The sequence below is a fragment of the Nocardioides seonyuensis genome (assembly GCF_004683965.1).
Classification (GTDB): domain Bacteria; phylum Actinomycetota; class Actinomycetes; order Propionibacteriales; family Nocardioidaceae; genus Nocardioides; species Nocardioides seonyuensis.
Genome location: NZ_CP038436.1, coordinates 1,940,500 through 1,959,520, shown reverse-complemented (window position 1 = coordinate 1,959,520; position 19,021 = coordinate 1,940,500). Strand labels below are relative to the sequence as shown.

At 70.1% G+C, this 19,021-nt stretch carries 20 protein-coding genes; 14 read left to right on the top strand and 6 right to left on the bottom strand.

Annotated elements, in window-relative coordinates; all coding sequences use genetic code 11:
• The first annotated feature begins 124 nt into the window (after positions 1-124).
• The 10 genes from EXE58_RS19715 to EXE58_RS09500 are packed head-to-tail and all read left to right on the top strand — an operon-like array spanning position 125 to position 9,568.
• Positions 125-883, top strand: coding sequence for an MlaE family ABC transporter permease (locus tag EXE58_RS19715; RefSeq protein ID WP_208544252.1), 759 nt, complete (start codon positions 125-127; stop codon positions 881-883).
• Positions 883-1,719, top strand: coding sequence for an MlaE family ABC transporter permease (locus tag EXE58_RS09540; protein WP_208544190.1), 837 nt, complete (start codon positions 883-885; stop codon positions 1,717-1,719). The genes EXE58_RS19715 and EXE58_RS09540 overlap by 1 nt, the downstream gene beginning before the upstream one ends.
• Positions 1,716-2,930, top strand: a complete 1,215-nt coding sequence (locus EXE58_RS09535) for an MCE family protein (protein ID WP_135267661.1) — start codon at positions 1,716-1,718, stop codon at positions 2,928-2,930. The genes EXE58_RS09540 and EXE58_RS09535 overlap by 4 nt, the downstream gene beginning before the upstream one ends.
• A complete protein-coding gene (locus tag EXE58_RS09530) occupies positions 2,927-3,949 on the top strand; it encodes an MCE family protein (RefSeq protein WP_135267660.1) in 1,023 nt (340 codons plus the stop codon). The genes EXE58_RS09535 and EXE58_RS09530 overlap by 4 nt, the downstream gene beginning before the upstream one ends.
• Positions 3,946-4,950, top strand: a complete 1,005-nt coding sequence (locus tag EXE58_RS09525; protein WP_135267659.1) for an MCE family protein — start codon at positions 3,946-3,948, stop codon at positions 4,948-4,950. The genes EXE58_RS09530 and EXE58_RS09525 overlap by 4 nt, the downstream gene beginning before the upstream one ends.
• Positions 4,950-6,074: an MCE family protein gene (locus EXE58_RS09520; protein WP_135267658.1), complete on the top strand. Its 1,125-nt coding sequence runs from the start codon at positions 4,950-4,952 to the stop codon at positions 6,072-6,074. Before EXE58_RS09525 ends, EXE58_RS09520 begins: the two co-directional genes overlap by 1 nt.
• Positions 6,071-7,309, top strand: a complete 1,239-nt coding sequence (locus EXE58_RS09515; RefSeq protein WP_135267657.1) for an MCE family protein — start codon at positions 6,071-6,073, stop codon at positions 7,307-7,309. Before EXE58_RS09520 ends, EXE58_RS09515 begins: the two co-directional genes overlap by 4 nt.
• Positions 7,306-8,463, top strand: coding sequence for an MCE family protein (locus EXE58_RS09510; RefSeq protein ID WP_135267656.1), 1,158 nt, complete (start codon positions 7,306-7,308; stop codon positions 8,461-8,463). Before EXE58_RS09515 ends, EXE58_RS09510 begins: the two co-directional genes overlap by 4 nt.
• Complete coding sequence (locus EXE58_RS09505; protein ID WP_135267655.1) at positions 8,460-9,065, top strand: hypothetical protein; 606 nt, start codon at positions 8,460-8,462, stop codon at positions 9,063-9,065. Before EXE58_RS09510 ends, EXE58_RS09505 begins: the two co-directional genes overlap by 4 nt.
• Positions 9,062-9,568, top strand: a complete 507-nt coding sequence (locus tag EXE58_RS09500; protein WP_135267654.1) for a hypothetical protein — start codon at positions 9,062-9,064, stop codon at positions 9,566-9,568. Before EXE58_RS09505 ends, EXE58_RS09500 begins: the two co-directional genes overlap by 4 nt.
• Here EXE58_RS09500 and EXE58_RS09495 read toward each other — a convergent pair whose 3' ends face one another.
• The gene (locus EXE58_RS09495; protein WP_135267653.1) at positions 9,569-9,781 is read right to left on the bottom strand and encodes a DUF6458 family protein; all 213 of its coding nucleotides are present in this window, start codon (positions 9,779-9,781) and stop codon (positions 9,569-9,571) included. It abuts the gene before it with no gap.
• Positions 9,782-9,857: 76 nt separating this feature from the next.
• On the opposite strand from EXE58_RS09495, the gene EXE58_RS09490 reads away from it, so the two are divergent.
• Complete coding sequence (locus tag EXE58_RS09490; protein WP_135267652.1) at positions 9,858-10,745, top strand: maleylpyruvate isomerase family mycothiol-dependent enzyme; 888 nt, start codon at positions 9,858-9,860, stop codon at positions 10,743-10,745.
• On the top strand, positions 10,742-11,671 hold the full coding sequence (locus EXE58_RS09485) for an oxidoreductase (protein WP_135267651.1): 930 nt from the start codon (positions 10,742-10,744) through the stop codon (positions 11,669-11,671). Before EXE58_RS09490 ends, EXE58_RS09485 begins: the two co-directional genes overlap by 4 nt.
• Here EXE58_RS09485 and EXE58_RS09480 read toward each other — a convergent pair.
• From EXE58_RS09480 to EXE58_RS09460, 5 genes are all read right to left on the bottom strand, one after another.
• Positions 11,668-13,254, bottom strand: coding sequence for a hypothetical protein (locus EXE58_RS09480; RefSeq protein WP_135267650.1), 1,587 nt, complete (start codon positions 13,252-13,254; stop codon positions 11,668-11,670). The genes EXE58_RS09485 and EXE58_RS09480 overlap by 4 nt on opposite strands.
• Before the next feature lie 35 nt (positions 13,255-13,289).
• A complete protein-coding gene (locus EXE58_RS09475) occupies positions 13,290-13,538 on the bottom strand; it encodes a hypothetical protein (protein WP_135267649.1) in 249 nt (82 codons plus the stop codon).
• Positions 13,539-13,645: 107 nt separating this feature from the next.
• Positions 13,646-13,894 (bottom strand): hypothetical protein, encoded by a 249-nt coding sequence (locus tag EXE58_RS09470; RefSeq protein ID WP_135267648.1) that lies wholly within the window; start codon positions 13,892-13,894, stop codon positions 13,646-13,648.
• A gap of 586 nt (positions 13,895-14,480) precedes the next feature.
• Positions 14,481-15,734 (bottom strand): fatty acid desaturase family protein, encoded by a 1,254-nt coding sequence (locus EXE58_RS09465; protein ID WP_135267647.1) that lies wholly within the window; start codon positions 15,732-15,734, stop codon positions 14,481-14,483.
• A gap of 43 nt (positions 15,735-15,777) precedes the next feature.
• Positions 15,778-16,899, bottom strand: coding sequence for a ferredoxin reductase (locus EXE58_RS09460; RefSeq protein ID WP_135267646.1), 1,122 nt, complete (start codon positions 16,897-16,899; stop codon positions 15,778-15,780).
• Positions 16,900-17,002: 103 nt separating this feature from the next.
• Between EXE58_RS09460 and EXE58_RS09455 the strand changes: the two genes are divergently transcribed.
• On the top strand, positions 17,003-18,184 hold the full coding sequence (locus EXE58_RS09455) for an RsbRD N-terminal domain-containing protein (RefSeq protein WP_135267645.1): 1,182 nt from the start codon (positions 17,003-17,005) through the stop codon (positions 18,182-18,184).
• A gap of 168 nt (positions 18,185-18,352) precedes the next feature.
• Positions 18,353-19,021 carry an ion transporter gene (locus tag EXE58_RS09450; protein WP_208544189.1) on the top strand — a complete coding sequence of 223 codons (669 nt, stop codon included), beginning with the start codon at positions 18,353-18,355 and terminating at the stop codon, positions 19,019-19,021.

Genomic DNA, 19,021 nt, shown 5'->3' with positions numbered 1-19,021 from the left:
CGGCGCCGTACGCCACGCGGAGCGCCTGCGCACCACTCCCGACATCGAGGAGCTGGTGATCCGCCAGCCCGACAAGGAGCTCGAGCGTCGCCCGGTCACGCGACCGGCGGCCTACTCCGCGCCGATGCGCGGCCTGCGCCAGGTCGGCAGCCTCTTCGCCCTGGCGCTCGACGTCATCGTCAACATCTTCCGGCGCCCGTTCCAGTGGCGCGAGACACTGGAGCAGTTCTGGTTCATCGCCAGCGTCTCGATCCTGCCGGCCGCGCTCGTCGCGGTGCCCTTCGGCGCCGTCATCGCGCTCCAGCTCGGCACCCTCACGGTGCAGATCGGCGCCCAGTCGTTCACCGGGGCCGCCAGCGTGCTGGCGGTCATCCAGCAGGCGAGTCCCATCGTGACCGCGCTGGCCATCGCCGGTGCCGGTGGCGCGGCCATCTGTGCCGACCTGGGCGCCCGCACGATCCGCGAGGAGATCGACGCCATGAAGGTGCTCGGCGTCTCCCCGGTCCAGCGCCTGGTCGTGCCGCGGGTGCTCGCCACGATGCTGGTCGCTGTCCTCCTCAACGGCATGGTCTCGGTCGTCGGCGTGATCGGCGGCTACGTGTTCAACGTGCTCGTCCAGGACGGCACCCCGGGCGCCTACCTCGCCTCCTTCACCGCGCTCGCCCAGATCGAGGACCTGATCGTCGGCGAGATCAAGGCAGTGATCTTCGGCTTCATCGCCGGAGTCGTCGCCGCCTACCGCGGCCTCAACCCCAGCGCCGGCCCCAAGGGCGTGGGCGACGCGGTCAACCAGTCCGTGGTCATCACGTTCCTGCTGCTGTTCTTCATGAACTTCGTGATCACCACCCTCTACCTCCAAGTCATCCCGGCGAAGGGTGCCTGATGAGCCTCTCCACTGACACCCGCGCGATGCTCGGCAAGCCCGTCGACATGCTCGTCACGCTCGGCGCCGAGCTGAAGTTCCACGCCCGGGCACTGGCCTGGATCCCGGCCGCGATCGTCCGCTACCCCAAGGACGTCATCCGCACGCTGGCCGAGGTCACCTTCGGCTCCGGCGCGCTGGCCGTCATCGGCGGCACCATCGGGGTGATGCTGGGCATGAGCCTCTTCACCGGCACGGTCGTGGGCATGCAGGGGTACGCCGCGCTCAACCAGATCGGCACCTCCACGCTCAACGGCTTCATCTCCGCCTACTTCAACACCCGTGAGATCGCACCTCTCGTCGCCGCTCTCGCACTCTCGGCCACCGTCGGCTCGGGCTTCACCGCCCAGCTCGGCGCCATGCGCATCTCCGAGGAGATCGACGCCCTCGAGGTCATGGCCGTGCGCAGCGTCCCCTACCTCGTCACCTGCCGGATCATCGCGGGCTTCATCGCGATCATCCCGCTCTACGTCATCGGCCTGCTGACCTCCTACATGGGGTCCCGCCTCATCACGGTCTACTTCTTCGGACAGTCCGCCGGCACCTACGACCACTACTTCAAGCTGTTCCTGCCCCCGGTCGACATCGTGCTCTCCTTCGTGAAGGTCCTGATCTTCGCGGTCCTGGTGATCCTGATCCACTGCTACTACGGCTACACCGCCAGTGGCGGCCCGGCAGGCGTGGGCCGCGCGGTCGGCAATGCCGTGCGCCGCAGCATCGTCGTCGTCGCACTCCTCGACTTCGTCCTGTCGCTCGCGCTGTGGGGCACGACCACGACAGTGAGGATCGCCGGATGAGCCGCACCCCCAGCAAGGTCGGCGACGCATTCTTCGGCCTGGTCTACATCGGCCTCGCCGCCCTCGTCGTGGTGGCCAGCATGGCCGCCTACAACAAGGTCTTCGCCGACAACATCGAGGTCACCCTCGAGGCCGGCGACGTCGGAAACGCGCTGCGTGACGGCTCCGACGTCAAGGTGCGCGGCGTGCCGGTCGGCACGGTCATCGACGTCCAGAACGTCGGCAGCGAGGCGCGCGTCACCCTCCAGATCGAGGCGGACAAGGCCGACTGGATCCCCCAGGACTCCACCGCCCGGCTGCTGCCCAAGACGCTCTTCGGCGAGCGCTTCGTCAGCCTCGCCTCGACCTCGGGCACCGGCGCGCCGATCAACGACGGCGACACGATCCTGCAGGACACCTCGAGCGAGGCCCTGGAGATGGAGGAGCTGCTCGACTCCCTGCTCCCCGTGCTGAGGGCGGTGCAGCCGGCGAAGCTGTCGGCCACCCTCACCGAGCTCGCCGACGCCCTCGAGGGACAGGGCGAGGCCATCGGCCAGACGATGACGAGCTGGCAGCGCTACCTCAACCGGCTCAACCCGCGCGTCGACACGATCGCCGACGACTTCGAGCTGCTCGGCCAGGTCTCACGTGACTACGCCGCCGCCTCCCCGGACTTCCTGCAGGCCCTCGACGACCTCGCGGTCACCGCCAACACGCTGACCGAGAAGCGCGCCGAGATCCAGACGCTCCTGCAGACCGTCACCTCCTCGTCCAACAAGACCGCAGGCTGGGTCGGCAGCAACCAGCAGACGATCATCTCGCTGAGCGTCGAGAGTCGCGAGTTCCTCCAGATGCTGGCGCGCTACTCGCCCGAGTTCCCCTGCCTCAACCAGGCCCTGGTCGAGCAGATCCCGCTGATGGACCGCGCCCTCGGCAAGGGCACCGACGAGCCCGGGCTGCACGCCGAGATCAGCGTCGTACCCTCCCGCGGCCGCTACACCAGCAAGGACGCGATCCGCTTCCGCTCTGGCAGCGGCCCCAGCTGCCCCGGCGGCGGCGCCGCCGACGCCAACTCGCCCGCCGAGAACCGACTGATCTCCGAGCTGCTCTCGACCGGGTCCGCCATGGCACCCGAGGACTACCCCGCCTGGTCCAGCCTCGTGGTCGGTCCTGCGCTGCGCGGCACCTCGGTGACGGTCTCCGGATCCGCCACGACCAAGGAGTCCCGATGAGGTCCGTGATCGGCCCGCTCTGGAAGAGCGTGGCGTTCATCCTGTGCACCGTGCTCGCCACCGGCGTGCTGGCGGCCACGATCCGCAACTCCAGCTCGGTGGAGGGCACCCCCTACAAGGCCGTCTTCAGCGACGTCACCAGCCTCAACGAGGGTGACGACGTGCGCATGGCCGGGGTCCGCATCGGCCAGGTGACCGACATCGAGGTGAGCGGCGCCGAGGAGGCCACCGTCTCGCTCGCCGTCGACCCCGACATCGAGCTCTCCTCCAGCGTCACCGCCGCGATCCGCTTCCGCAACCTCATCGGCCAGCGCTACATCTCCCTGGACCAGGGCACCGGCGCCTCCGGGCCTGGTCTGGCGGCCGGGTCGAAGATCGGCCTGGACCGCACGGAGCCGGCCCTCGACCTGACTGCCCTGTTCAACGGCTTCCGCCCGCTCTTCCGGCTGCTCTCCCCCGAGGACATCAACAAGCTGTCCTTCCAGATCATCAAGGTCTTCCAGGGCGAGGGCTCCACCGTCGAGGGGCTGATCTCCAGCACCGCCTCGCTCACCCAGACCCTTGCGTCGCGTGACGAGGTGATCGGAGACGTCGTCACCAACCTCAACACCCTGCTGACGACCATGAACGGCCGGACCACCGAGCTCCAGACGGTGATCTCCTCGCTCCAGAGCCTCGTGTCCGGGCTCTCCGACGACCGCGCCGTCCTCGGCGGCGCCGTGACGAGCATCGGCAACCTCACCAACAGCCTCAGCGGCCTCGTCGAGCAGGCTCGTCCGCCGCTCAAGGCCGACATCAAGCACCTCGACACCCTCTCGGGCAACCTCGCCGCCGAGGGCAAGCTGATCGACCGCACCCTGGGCAACCTGCCCAAGAAGCTCGACGCGCTCGCGCGCACCGCCAGCTACGGCTCGTGGGTCAACTTCTACCTGTGCGAGGTCGGCGGCCGCATCCCGGTGCCCGAGGGCTACCTCGGCTCCGTCGGCGCCACGACCAACGTGAGCAGGTGCGGAGCATGAGAATCTCCTTCAGCGAGCGCAACCCGGCCTGGATCGGGGTCATCGGCATGGTGGTGCTCACCGTGCTGTGCGGCATGACGTTCTACTCCGACTCGCTCCCCGGCGTGGCCGGGAAGACCTACTCGGCCGAGGTGGCCGAGTCGGCCGGCATCACCGACGGCGCCGAGGTGCGGGTCGCCGGCGTGAAGGTCGGCAAGGTCAGCGACGTGCGCCTCGACGGCGCCAAGGTCATCGTGGAGTTCCGCGCCAAGGGCGTCTCGCTCGGCGAGGACACCCGCGCCGCGATCAAGATCAAGTCGCTCCTCGGCCAGAAGTACCTCGCCCTCACCCCCGCAGGTGACGGCGAGCTCGACGGCCCGATCCCGTTGGAGCGCACGACGGTGCCCTACGACGTCGCACTCGCGTTCGAGGACCTCTCGCGCAACGTCGGCGCCATCAAGACCGAGCGGATGGCCAAGAGCTTCGACGTGCTCGCCGATTCCTTCGAGCGCACCCCCAAGGCCCTGCGCCAGATGCTCGAGGGGATGTCGGCGCTGGCGACCACGATCTCCAAGCGTGATGACGAGCTCGCCTCGCTCATGCAGTCCTCCGCCGAGATCACCGGCGTCTTCTCCGGCCTCAGCACCGAGATCGAGTCCCTCCTCAACGACGGCGACCTGCTCCTCGACGAGCTCGCGGCCCGGCGCGAGGCCATCCACGAGCTTCTCGTGGGCACCCAGCGTCTCAGCACCCAGCTGACCGCCTTGGTGCGTGAGAACGAGGACGAGCTCAGCCCCGCCCTCGCCAAGCTCGACAAGGTGAGCCGCATCCTCAACCGCAACCACAGCGAGATCGACCAGGCCATGAAGCTCATCGGCCCCTACTACCGGATGCTCAACTCCGCGACGGGCACCGGTCGCTGGATCGACGGCTACGTCTGCGGCCTCTTCGACGAGGACAAGCGTCCCGAGCTCGACCCCGGCGCCGAGCGCAACTGCAACCCCGGCAGGAGGAACTCCTGATGGCCATCAGCCGCTCCGGACGCGTCGCAGTCGCCGTCGCCGTCGTCGTGCTGGCAGTCGCAGCCGTCGCAGGCGTGCGTCTCTTCACCGGCGACGACAAGTTCAAGGTGGAGGCGCTCTTCGACTCCACCGTGGGCCTCTACCCCGGCTCCGACGTCCGCGTGCTCGGGGTCGCCGTCGGAGAGGTCACCGCCATCGAGCCGGAGGGCGAGCTCGTCCGCGTGTCCATGACCGTCGACCAGGACGTCAAGGTGGCTGCCGACACCGGCGCAGCCCTCATCGTCCCCACGCTGGTCAGCGACCGCTACGTGCAGTTCACCAACCCCTGGACCAGCGGCCCTGCCCTGGCTGACGGTGCAGTCCTCCAGGCCGACCAGACCCTCACCCCGATCGAGATCGACGAGATGGTCGAGAGCATCGACGACCTCAACGTGGCCCTCGGCCCCAAGGGCGCCAACAAGGACGGGTCGCTCTCCAGGGTCATCAACGTCGCCGCGCGAAACCTCAAGGGCAACGGCAAGGTGATGCGCCAGGTGCTCACCGACTTCGGTGCCGCCAGCCGCACCCTCGACGGCTTCGACGAGGACATGTTCGAGTCGGTGACCAACCTGGAGGAGATCTCCACGCTCTTCGAGCGCAACGACCGCGCCGTGAGCGAGGTAAACCGCCAGTTCGCCGAGGTCCAGGGCAACTTCGCCGACGACCGCGAGGAGTTCGCCGCCGCGACTCGCGAGCTGGCCGGCGCACTCGCCATCGTCGAGAAGTTCATCCGGCAGAACCGCAGCCAGATCAACACGACGGTCAAGAGCATGGGCACCACCACCCAGCTCCTGGTCAAGCAGCGCAAGTCCCTCGAGGAGATGCTGCGCACGCTGCCGGTGACCCTGCAGAACTTCCTCATGGCCTACAACCCCAAGCTCGGCATCCTCGAGGGTCGTGGCAACCCCAACGACGTGACGATCTGGGGCGGCACCACCGACGGCATCCAGAAGGGCCAGATGCAGTCAGGGTGGAAGACGCCGCCGCCGCTGCTGCTGCCCGGACTCGGGGACTCCCCCGCACCCGCCGCCTCCGACGCGGACGCTCCCAGTCAGGCATCGTCCAGCCAGGGAGGCACCCAGTGACCAGCCGATCCCTCCGCTCTGTCGCCGCCGGCGCCGTCGCGGTGCTGCTGACCACCACCGCCGGGTGCAGCGCCGTCTCCGGTGGCGCCTACGAGATGCCGCTGCCCGGTGGCCCTGAGCTCGGCTCCGACCCCATGACCGTCACCGCCCACTTCAAGGACGCGCTCGACCTGGTTCCCCAGTCGAGCGTCAAGGTCGGGCACGTCGACGTCGGGCAGGTCACCGAGATCCGTCTCGCCGAGGACGGCCACAGCGCCGTGGTCGAGATGCAGATCAACGACTCCACCGACCTGCCGGCAGCCACCACGGCCCGCATCCAGCAGACCAGCCTGCTCGGCGAGAAGTTCATCGGGCTGCTGCCGGTCTCGCCGGATCCGGGGGGTCCGCGCCTCGAGGACGGCGCATCGATCGGCCTCAGCACGACGACCGCGGCGGCCGGCATCGAGGAGGTGCTCGGCGCGCTCTCCCTGCTGCTCAACGGCGGTGGCCTCGGGCAGGCCCAGCGCATCAGCCGCGAGCTCCAGCAGCTCAACGGCGGCCGCACCCAGGAGATCAAGGCCTTCATCCGCACCGTCGAGCAGTTCGTCGGCGGGTTCGACGCGCGCCGCGACGACCTGGTCGAGGCGATCGACGGGATCGACGTCCTCACCTCGACCCTGGCCGCTCGGACCGACACGATCGACAAGGCACTCATCGAGCTCACCCCGGCGATCTCCCAGCTCGCCGAGCAGCGCGCCGACCTGATCGAGATGCTGGCGGCCCTGAAGAAGCTCTCCGACGTCAGCGTGACGACGATCGACCGCTCCGCCGACGCCATGGTCCAGGACCTCAAGAGCCTCGAGCCGATCCTCGACCAGCTGGCCCGGTCGGGCCGCAACCTCCCGCGCTCGCTCGAGATCCTGCTGACGTTCCCGTTCCCGGACTCGGTGCTCTCGGCGATCGAGGGCGACTACTTCAACACCTTCCTCACCCTGAGCCTGCGCACCCCCGGCACCACCACCCTGCAGCCCGCACCCGACGCCTCTGCGCCACCGCTGCTCATCCCGCCGACCGAGGGGTTGTCGACCGAGGGGTCCTCCACGGAGGAGCCGTCACCGGAGACAGGCTCGACACCGGAGCCGTCCGCGGAGACCGAGCCCACGACCGAGCCCACCACGGAGCCCTCGACCTCACCGACACCGTCGGTCGAGACGTCCGCTCCCGCCGATGACGAGCAGGAGGTGACCGGACGATGATCACCAAGCGGGTCAAGTTCCAGGTGATGGCGTTCCTCGTCATCGCAGCCCTGGGCATCAGCTACGTCTCCGCCGAGTACGTCGGGCTGGGCCGGCTCTTCGGCCAGGGCGGCTACTCGGTGAAGGTCGCCCTCCCCGAGTCCGGCGGCATCTTCGAGAACGCCGAGGTCACCTACCGCGGGGTCCCGGTGGGCCGAGTGGGCGAGCTGACGCTGGTCGACGACGGCATCCTCGTCGACCTCGACCTCGCCGAGGACGGCCCACAGATCCCCGCCGACCTCACGCTCGTCGTCGCCAACCGCTCCGCCATCGGCGAGCAGTACGTCGACCTGCGTCCGACCAGCAACGGGGCCCCCTACCTCGAGGACGGCGCCGAGATCACCGCCACGGCCGACGCGCTGCCGGTCAAGGTCGAGGCCTTCCTCGGCAACGCCATCGCGCTCACCGACTCGCTCCCCCGCAAGGACCTGCGCCGCACCGTCGACGAGCTCTACGACGCCTCTCGCGGTGCCAGCGACGACCTGCGTGCGCTGATCGACGCCTCCGACAGCCTCGTCGTGGTGGCCGAGGAGAACTTCAACGTCACCGCCAGCCTGATCGACTCAGCACCCACGGTGCTGGCCACCCAGCACCGCTCGGCCGACAACATCGCCTCCTTCAGCCGCGACCTGCAGCTGATGGCCGAGACCCTCGAGGCCAACGACCGCAGCCTTCGCGACCTGATCGCCGCCTCCCCCGACATGGCTCGCGAGGTCGAGTCCCTGATCGACGAGGTGGGTGCGCCCCTCGGAGTCCTGCTGGGCAACCTGTTGACGGCCAACGACATCTTCAGCGCCCACTCCGCCGGCTTCGAGGACGTGCTGATCCGCGCCCCCGAGGCGGTCTCCGCAGCGCGCGACGTCCTCGGTCCCAACGGGCTGCAGCTCGGCCTCGTCACCAGCTTCACCAACCCGCTGCCCTGCACCACCGGCTACTCGGGCACCAACATGCGCCGGGGCACCGACACCGGCAAGGGCCGCCTCAACATCAACGCCGGCTGCACCGCCAACATGGTGCGCGGGCCCGCCCGTGCTCCCAGGGGCCAGGTGCGTGTGGTGGCGAACGATACGGTGACGGTGCCCTCGAGCCTGGCCGAGCTGATGGGCGCCCAGTGACCACTGCACACGGAGACGTCATCGACACCGACACCGACAGCCCCTCCCCGCCACCGGCGACCTCACCCGAAGCCGGGTCATCACCCCGGCGGCGTCGGGTGCTGTGGCTCCTCGTCGGCCTCGCCGTTGCCTCGGCCGTGTTCGCCGGGTGGGCCGGACTGAGCTGGTGGCAGGCCAAGAACGACGACTCGCTCGATCTCGCCCGGACCCGCGACCAGGTGCTGATCGCGGCCCACGGCAACATCGAGACGCTGACCAGCCTCGACCAGCGTGACGAGGAGTCCGTGGACGCCGGCATAAACGCCTGGCTCGAGGCCTCCACCGGTGATCTGAACGACGAGCTGACCAAGGTCGACGAGCAGAACAAGAAGGACCTCGTGGCCGCAGCCAACGTCGCCACCGGTCGGGTCGTCGAAGCCGCCGTGATCGACCTGTCCGCCGGCGGCGACTCAGCCTCGGTGATCGCAGCGGTGGAGATCACGGTCGAGCCCAAGGAGGGCGAGGCCACCGTCAAGCGCAACCGGTTCACCGCCGACCTGCTCAAGGTCGACGGCGACTGGAAGCTCGCCAGCCTCGCGGATGTCCCGGTGGTGTCGCCATGACGCGCACCCGCACTCTTGCCGCCGTTGGACTGGTCGCTGCGCTGTGCCTGCTCGCCGGGGTGGTCTTCCTCGTCCAGGCCGACAGCATCCGCTCGACGGAGTCAGCGACCAACCTGGCGGTCGTCGACGGCGAGCTGTCGACCGAGGTCGAAGGACAGGTCGCGACCGCCCTCGGCCAGATCCTCAGCTACGACCACGACGACCCCGCGCCCACCGAGGCCGCCGCCGAGCGCGTGCTGACCGGCGACGCCGCCGAGCAGTACGACACCCTGTTCGCCGACCTCGAGGAGAGGGCCGAGGGTCAGGAGCTCACCCTGTCCGCCCGCGTCGCGGTGGTCGGCGTACGCCGCCTGACCGAGTCGAAGGCCGACCTGCTCGTCTTCCTCGACCAGTCCTCGGTGCGCAAGGCCGACGAGAGCTCGAGCGTCGCCGCAGCCCAGCTCAAGGTGTCAGCGGTCAAGCGCGAGGGGTCCTGGCTGATCTCCTCGATCGAGCCGATCTGATCAGATCTCGCGGCGCTCCTCGACGTGCGTGGTCCGCGCGCGCTGCTGGTTCATGACGAGCGCGAGCACGATGGCCAGCACGCCCGCGATGATCAGGATCCATCCCAGGGTGTTGGTGGCCACGACGTCGTCGACGCTGGCGGGCAGGTCGACCACACCCATCGCGAAGATCAGGCCGAGAACGAGCAGGATGATTCCGAGTCCGATTCCCATGGTCACTCCTTCGTGTAGGGCGCAGACGCGCCTGTCATGAGGGGGTACCCACTCCGGCGTCCCCTACGCTTCCCCCATGACTGAGTCCGCCTCCCCGCCCGAGTCCCGCTCCCCGGAGCCCGGCACGGACCAGTCCGCCGCGAACGCCGACCTCGCCGGTGTGCCTGAGCTGCGACAGTGCGTCGATGCGTGGTGGGAGGCGATCGACTCCTTCATCAAGCTCATGGAGACGGTCCCCCCCGAGCAGTGGGCGACACCGACCGACCTGCCGGGTTGGGACGTCCACGCGGTCGTGGCCCACATCGCCCACCTCGAGTCCCTGCTCGCAGGAGAGGCGCACGACGAGGTCGACGTCTCGGACGCGCCGCACGTCCGCGGCGTGATGGGCACGTTCACCGAGCAGGGGGTCGTGGCGCGCCGGGACCGCAGCGCCGACGAGCTGATCAACGAGATCCACGAGTCCACCACCAAGCGCCACACCTCCCTGGTCGCCGACCCACCGACCGATCCCGACGCGCCCGCCCCCGGCCTCTTCGGCGCCATCGGCTGGTCCACCCGCACCCTCCTGCGCAACCGACCGCTCGACGTGTGGATGCACGAGCAGGACGTCCGCCGTGCGGTGGGGATCCCCGGCGGGCTCGACTCGAGTGCCGCCGTGCACACCGCCTCCTACCTCCTCGAGAGCCTGCCGATCGTGGTGGCCAAGCGGGCCAAGGCGCCCGCCGGTGCCACTGTCGTGGTCGAGGTGGAGGGCCACGGGTCCACTGCGGTCCGGGTGGGCGAGGACGGTCGCGGCTCCGCGGTCGCTGTCCCCGACGAGCCGACCACTCGGCTGCGCACCGACCGTGAGGCGTTCATCCTGCTCGCGGGCGGTCGTCGCGCGGTCGAGCAGGGCCGGGTGGAGGTCGACGGCGACACCGAGCTCGCAGAGCGCGTGCTCGCCGCGATGGCTGTGACGCCGTGAGCTGGAGCCTGGCAGACATGCCCGACCTGACTGCTCGCACCGCGGTCGTGACGGGCACGACCCTCGGGGGCATCGGCTTCCACACCGCCCTCGAGCTCGCCCGGCGTGGAGCACGGGTCGTGCTCGCCGGCCGCAGCCTCGACAAGATCGACGACTCGGCCGGGGCGATCCTCGAGGAGGTCCCCGGCGCAGACCTCGAACGCCTGGTCGTCGACCTGGCCGACCTCTCCTCGGTGCGCCAGGCAGCTGAGGCAGCCGTGGGGCTCGGCCCCGTCGACCTGCTCGTCAACAACGCCGGCATCATGGCTCCGCCCCTGCGCCGCACCCCCGACGGTCTCGAGTCGCAGATGGCGACCAACCACTTCGGGCCCTTCCTGTTCACCGGTCTGCTCTTCCCGCAGCTCACCGCCGCAGGCGATGCCCGCGTGGTGACGGTGTCCTCCCAGATGCACCGCGTCGCGCGCTCGGCGCCGCTGGCTGACCCCCGGGCGTCGCGCCCCTACAGCAGGTGGCCCGTCTACGGGCAGACCAAGCTGGCCAACCTGCTGTTCACCTTCGAGCTCGAGCGGCGCTGCCGCCGTGCCGGGGTCCACGTGCGAGCACTCGCAGCCCACCCCGGCCTCGCGGGCACCCACCTCGCGGTCAACGGCCAGTTCGGTACGACACGGGGTCGGCGCGCCTCGATCCTCGACGCCGCTGTCAAGGCCGTCTCCCAGTCCGCTGCCAGCGGTGCACTCCCCACCCTGATGGCCGCGACGGCCGACCTGCCGGGTGGGACCTACTGCGGCCCGAGCGGCCCAGCACAGGCCGCCGGCCCACCACGGGTGGTGGGCATGAGTCCCCTGGCACGTGACGAGGTCGCGCAGCGCCGGCTCTGGGACATCAGCGAGGAGACCGTCAGCCTGCGCTGGCCCGCGATGGGCTAGCCCGAGGCGCGGTCTCGCACCCGCACCAGGCCGGCCACCGTGGCGGTCCACAGCGTGCCGTCAGGGGCCAGCGCGACGGAGGCGCCGCGGTTGTCGTACCACGGGCCGGTCCCGGCGCGCGCACTCCACATGGCGCGGCCCGACGCCACGTCGAGCGCGGTGACGTACCACGCGCTCACCCCTGTCCACGAGGGGCGCTTGGTGTAGGCGTAGACCAGACCGTTGCCCCAGCTGACCCGTGGTGTGCCGGAGGGCACGACCCGGTCGCTCGTCCAGCGCACGGTGCAGTCACCGCCGGCCACGTCGACGCGGACCACCCCGGGTTCGCTGGCGAACCCGAGGGCGGTGCTGCGCCTGCCACGGTTGCCGTACTGGTTGACCGCCACCACGCCGGTGCCGACGGACACGAGCGCGGCCTCCGTGGCGCTGGCGCCGTCCTCGAAGACGGGCCGGCGGCAGATCTCCTTGCCGCTCGCCGCGTCTGCGAACACCACCTGCATCGCGGGGTCGGCGTTGTCGGCGAAGGCGACGACGCCACCCTCCAGGAGGGTGGGGCCGGTCCCGCTGCCGCGCACCCGCTGCCCGGGCTTGCGGTCCTCACCGCGGTCGTAGGGCAAGGTCCACATCGGCTCCGGTTGGCCGTCGGGCCGGGCCGTGAGCCGGTGCAGCGCGTGGTCGGTGACGACCAGGACACCGGCGCCGTCGACCGCGAGGCCGTCGTGCACCGACTCGCCGAGGTCGTGCGCGGCCACCTCCCCGCTCTCGGCCGCGATGGTGCCGACCAGGCCGGCACGACTCGCCCACCAGATGCGGCCCGACCAGTCAGGAGCGAGTGCCACCAGGCAGTCCCCGTCAGGGACGAACGGTTGGAGGTCCCAGGTCTGGTCCACGGTGAGGTCGGGGTCTCCCCCGCCGTCGCTGGTGCGCAGGGCCTCGACGTGCCTGTCGGCACGCGCCACCACCGCACGGTCCTCGGCGTCGAGGTAGAAGGGGGTTGCTCCGCACAGCCCGGCAGCGTCCCCGGCGCGCTCAGGAAGGTCCAGGCTCGCCGCCTTGCGCATCGACTCCGGGTCGACGACGTGGAGCTGCGGTCCACCCGAGCCGTCGCAGACGGTGATGAGGCGCCCGCGGGTGTCGAACGCCAGGTCACGGCACGACTCACGGCCGAACCACGCGGTCTCGACCTCCGGCTGCAGCCCCGCCGGTCCGACTCCCGGCACCGCGCCGCTGCGCCAGGAGTCACCCGACCCCGCGGCCGCCCCGTGGCGTGCGAGATGGGGATGCTCCGGGACGGGCTCGACCGCCAGCGCGCGCTCGCTCGCCGGCCGCCCGAGGTAGGACGGTGCCGCGAGCACCCCTGGCCCGGGCGGGATCGGCAACCAGCCGTCGGGGACGACCAGAACCGCGCCGACTGTCAGCGTGACGACGGCCGCCGCGACCGTCACGAGCCTGCGGGGGACGACGAGGTGGTCCTGGAGCCACCAGCGAAGCCGAGGCACCAGCATGGCGCCGAGCACGGCGACGACGACCCATGGCCCGAACGCCAGCCACACCAGGAGTGTGCCGAGGAGCAGCCAGGTCACCCGCGCATGCTACGAGACGCCGGCGCGAAATCCGGTCAGGCCGACGGCTCCTCGGAGTCGCGGACCGGGCTCGTGAGGGTGACGTCGCTGAACTCGCCGTGGCCCTCGCCGTGCCGGACGAACATGCGGGCACGACGCGGCACGGGTACGACGACGTGGGCCGCGGAGGCCTGCTCGAGGGCTGCGGCCAGGGCGGACCGACGAGGCTGGGGGACGAGGATCGTGGCATCGCTCTCCTGGATCTGCCGGAGTCGCGCCGCCATGAGTGACGTCTCAGTGCTCATCGAGTCTGTGCTCATCGAGCGTTCCCCTCTGTCCGAGCCCATGGGGCGGTGACCGCGGCGCGGTGCCACGTGAAGAATCTACATAGGTGCAGGGGTGAGCGGAAGGCTCACGCGGGCGCGACCTCGCCAGCGCGAGGCGGGCTGGTCAGCGTCACGTCGCTGAACGCGCCGTGGCCCTCGCCGTGACGAATGAACATGCGGCCGCGACGCGGCACGGGCACGGGCAGTCGAGTCGACTCGGGATACAGCTCGATCGCGCCCTGCGACACCATCCGCTCGCGCTGCTGGAGTGCGGCACGCGTGCTCTCCTCGACCTGTCGAAGTCGCCCGGCCATTCCCGACATCTCGCTGCTCATCTTGCTTCCCCTCAGGACGGGCCAGCGGAAGTGGTCTCCCCGGCCGGGCGCGCCGCGCCTCGATGAGAAATCTAGGAGGCGGTTGCGGCCTCGACCAGCCACTTCGGGAAGCCTCGGGGAGATCCAGACCAGGCGGTCCAGACCACGCTCCCCAACTCGTCACGACCTTGACCGGACGTGCGGGAAGGGCCGGTCAGCAGGCCTCGACGCGGCGAGGGCGAGGCACCAGGACGTGCGCGGCCACCTCGTCGTAGGAATCAGCGACGGGTGTCTGCTCCGGCACCTCGATCGAACCGATGCGGATCATCGGGCCACCCCCGCGGCCGTCAACCCTGCACTGACTCCCCACATCCCCACCAGCTCCATCCCCATTGCCGAACCCCACGAACAATTCCTACCTTGCAGCGGTCGCAGCCCGAGCGCATCCGTGGATACACGTATGTCTGGACCACTTTGCGGGATCTTCGAACTGTCGGCGCCGAACGCCGTACTGCTCTATCCTCCGCACGCCAAGGCGTGACGCTCAGTGTAACTCAATGTTGCGCAGCGTGACGAAACGTCGACGTGACCCCCGCCACATCTGCGCTCAGGCAGCGTCGGGGACCGCGGCGATGTGGCGCCCGGACTTGCGTCGAGCCTGCTGCTCCAAGCGCGCCTGCGCGGCCCTGCGCACCTTGCGGCCACCCGTGGACATCTTGTAGAGGAGCCCGAGCTGCGAGGGAAGGTTCTTGGCGTTGGTCGTGGCCAGCCACCCGTTGGGGAGCGAGAGACGCACCACCTTGTGCCAGGCCGAGTAGACCTGCGGCACCAGTGGGCGCTCGCAGTAGGTGAGGCCGTACTTGTCGAACAGTGCCTTCACCTGCGGGGCGACCTCGGCGTAACGGTTGGACGGCAGGTCGGGGAAGAGGTGGTGCTCGACCTGGTGCGAGAGGTTGCCCGTCATCAGGTGCATCAGCTTCGACCCGGAGATGTTGGCGGAGCCGAGCATCTGACGGACGTACCAGTCACCCTTGGTCTCGCCCTCGATCGACCGCTTCTCGAAGGTCTCGACACCCTCGGGGAAGTGGCCGCACATGATGACGCTGTGCGACCAGAGGTTGCGCACCACGTTGGCGGTGAAGTTGGCGGCCAGCGTCGGGAGGAACGAGCCCGTGGGTGCGGACAGCAGCGGGTGGACGACGTAGTCCTTGGTCATCTGGCGTCGGATCTTGCGACCGACGTTGGCCGCCGCGGCCCGGAAGGCGGGGTCCTTGGTCTGCTTCTTCTTGATGGTGGCGCCGAGGTCGAGGTCGTAGGCGGCGATGCCGTACTCGAAGAAGCAGGCGTTGATGAAGTTCCAGAGGGGCTGGCCCAGGTGCATCGGGTGCCAGCGCTGCTCCTCGTCCACGCGCATGATGCCGTAGCCGAGGTCGTTGTCCTTGCCGATGACGTTGGTGTAGGTGTGGTGGACCTCGTTGTGGCTGTGCTTCCACTGCGCTGCAGGCGTGGCGTTGTCCCAGTCCCAGGTGCTGGAGTGGATCTTGGGGTCGCGCATCCAGTCCCACTGGCCGTGGAGGATGTTGTGGCCGATCTCCATGTTGTCGAGGATCTTGGAGATGCTCAGGCCCGCCGTTCCGAGGAGCCACGCAGGCGGGAAGGCGCTGAAGAGCAGCACCGCCCGCGAGCCGAGCTCGATCTTGCGCTGGGCCGCGATCAAGCCGCGGATGTAGGCCGCGTCGTCGGCTCCGAGCGTGTCGAGCACGCTCTGCCGGATGGCGTCGAGCTCGATGCCGATCTGCTCGACGTCAGCCTCCGTGAGGTGCGCGATCGGGTTGTGGTCCTGCTTCTGGATCGTGGTCATCGAGACTCCTTCGGAGTGGGGACAGCGGACGGTGCCGTGAGGGTCAGTGATCGAGGTGGCAGGGGCCGGCAGCGGCGTTGATGCAGGTCTGCACCTTGATCGCACCGGTCTCGCCCGGGATGGCGGTCGTGATGGCGCCGTTGCGCAGGTCGCGCACGGAGCCCTCCTTCAGGGGGAGGACGCAGCCCATGCAGATGCCCATGCGGCAGCCGCTGGGCATGAGGAGCCCGGCGTCCTCGGCAGCGTCGAGGATCGGTGTCGAGCCGTCCGCCTCCACGAGGGTGCCGGACTTGTCGAAGGAGACGCTGCCACCCTCTCCGGGGGCCACCCGGGCCACCCGGAACTGCTCGGTGGTCAGGGACAGCCCCGCCGCCTCGTGGTGCGCCGAGAGCGCGTCGAGCAGGCCGGCAGGGCCGCACGCCAGGGTGCGGCGCTCACGCAGGTCGGGGACCAGGGTCTCCAGGTCGTTGACGTCGAGCACGCCGTGGACGTCGTCGTACCTCGCGACGAGGTGGATGGCACCCGCGTCGGCGAGCGCGTGCAGGTCGCGGCTGAAGATCGAGTCGGGCTCGCTCGGCGCCACGTGCACCACGACGATGTCGTAGCTCTTGCTCCGCTCGAGCTGCAGGACCCCGGAGTCGGTGCTGGGGAACAGGTTGCGCAGCATCCCGATGACGGGCGTGATGCCGGAGCCGGCGGTCACGAAGAGCAGCTTGTCGTGGTCGGTCTCGAGGACGAACTCGCCCGAGGCCTGCTCCAGGTGAACCAGCGTGCCGGGGCGCGCCTCGTGGACGAGGTGGTTGCTGACCACGCCGTCGAGCACGGCCTTGACCGTGATCGAGATGCAGCCGTCCCGGCGCGGGCCGTGGGTCAGGGAGTAGGCACGCCAGTGGCGGACCCCGTCGACGTCGATGCCGAGGCGGAGGAACTGGCCGGGGACGTGGCCCGCCCAGTCGGCACCCGGACGGATGACGATCGTGGCCGCGTCCGCCGTCTCGGGGCGGACCTCCTCGATGCGCCCACGCAGGTCGGCGCCCGAGCGCAGCGGGGCGAAGAGGTCGAGGTAGTCGGCCGGCAGGTAGGGCGTGGTGCCGGCCTCGGCCAGGCGTACGACGTGGTCGCGCAGGCGCGGCCGGCGCACGTCGGGCTCGAGAGTGGTGCTCATGGTGTCCATCATGCGTCACGAGGGCACGTTCCTTCCTGCCCGGTCCGCGTGAATCCCGGGTAGTCTCTTGTTCGTAGTGAACAAAGAGTGAGACGGAGACGCGATGCCACGTCGATCTGTGTATCGCACCACACAAGAGCATCCCACCGGCCCGCCGCTGGACCCGGCCGTCGTGGAGGTCCTCCGGGGCGAGCTGCCCGACGTCGCAGATCGTGCGGTCACCGCCATCATCGAGGAGGTGCCCAGCTACAAGGGCGCCCTCACCGGGCAGATGGGCACGACCATCCGCAACGCCGTGCAGCTGGCGCTGGGGGGCTTCCTGACACTGGCGTCGCGATCGGCGAGGGGGCCCATGGCGCCCGCGCTCGAGGGCGCCTACCAGCTCGGCCGCGGCGAGGCCCGCAGCGGCCGCAGCGCCGAGGCGCTCCTGGCGGCGTACCGCATCGGAGCCCGCGTCTCGTGGCGCGACATGTCGCGGGCGGCGGTGGCCAGCGGGGTCGACGCAGCCCAGCTCTCCCGGTTCGCCGAGCTCGTCTTCGCCTACATCGACGAGCTCTCCGCCTCCTCGGTCGCCGGCCACTCCGACGAGCTCGAGACCAGCGGCCGCCTGCGCCAGCGCAACCTCGAGCGGCTCGCGCACGCGCTGCTCACCAGTGCCGCACCGGAGATCGTCGCGGCCGCCGCTGAACGCGCTGCCTGGGTCGCGCCGGACGCCTTGACGGCGATCGTGCTCCCCGAGTCCCAGGCGTCCCAGGCGCTCATGGCACTCGACTCCGCGACGCTCCAGCCGCCGGACGACCTGCCCGGCCTGCCGGCTGGCAGCGCGGCACTGCTCGTGCCGTCGACCGGCTCCGCCACCTCGCGTCGGAGCATGCTGCACGCCCTGCGCGACACCGACGCGGTCATCGGTCCCGCGATGCCATGGGTCGACGTCCCCTCCTCGCTCGAGCGCGCGGTCCGGTGCCACGCCCTGGGACTCACCGGCGTCGTCGACACCGACGCATACCTCGCCGAGCTGGTCCTCGGCGCCGACGCCGTCGCTCGGGCCGAGCTGCGCGCGCGGGTGCTCGCCCCCTTGGGCGACCTGAGGCCGTCGAGCGCCGAGAAGCTCACCGAGACCCTGCGCTCGTGGCTGCTCCACCACGGTCGGCGCGATGCCGTGGCCGCCGAGCTGTTCGTGCACCCGCAGACGGTGCGCTATCGCGTGGGCCAGCTGCGCGAGCTGTACGGCGACCGGCTCGACGACCCCGCCTTCGTGCGGGACGCGGTGGTCGCCCTGGCCTGACCCCCCGAGTCGGCGCCAAACCCCGCCGAGTCGGCGCCAACGTCGCACCGACGGACTATCTAGCGCCGACTCGACGTGTGGTCTGCGCCGACTCGACGTGTGGTCTGCGCCGACTCGACGTGTGGTCTGCGCCGAGTGGGCCGTCTGCGTTCGCGTAACTTGAGGAACGTGACCCAGCCCGTCCTGCAGCGCACGCCCTCGCAGCGCGAGGAATGGGCCGAGGAGCTCCTCGACCGGCTCACCCCGGTCATGAGCGCGCTGGGCGTGATCTTCGCACTGGTGGTCCTCGGCGAGCAGCTGACCCGCCCTGACAGTGCGCTGGGTCTGGTGCTGACGGTGACCGGCTGGGTGCTGTGGGTGGTGTTCGTCGTCGAGTTCGTGGCGCGGCTCGTGGTCGCACCCTCCACCGGGCGGTTCCTGCGCCGCAACTGGTGGCAGGTGATCTTCCTGGTGCTGCCGACCCTGCGGGTGTTCCGGTTGCTGCGGACCTTCCGGCTGCTGCGCACCGGTCGAGTGCTGTCGTCGGCCGTGCGGTCGTCGCGCTCGGCACGCGGCCTGCTCGGCAGCCGGCTGGGCTGGCTGGGTGCCGTAACGGTGATCGTCGTGCTCAGCGCGAGCCAGCTGCTCTACGCCTTCGCCGGCTACGACCGGTACGCCGACGCCCTGCACGACGCGGCGCTCAGCACGATCACCGGCGAGCCGCTCGGCGCCGACGGCGGGTTCGCGGCGATCAGCGAGGTCGTCCTGGCGATCTACTCCGTCGTCGTCTTCGCGACCCTGGCCGGCAGCCTGGGCGCCTACTTCCTGCGCGATGAGCAGGCACGCCGGGCGACCTAG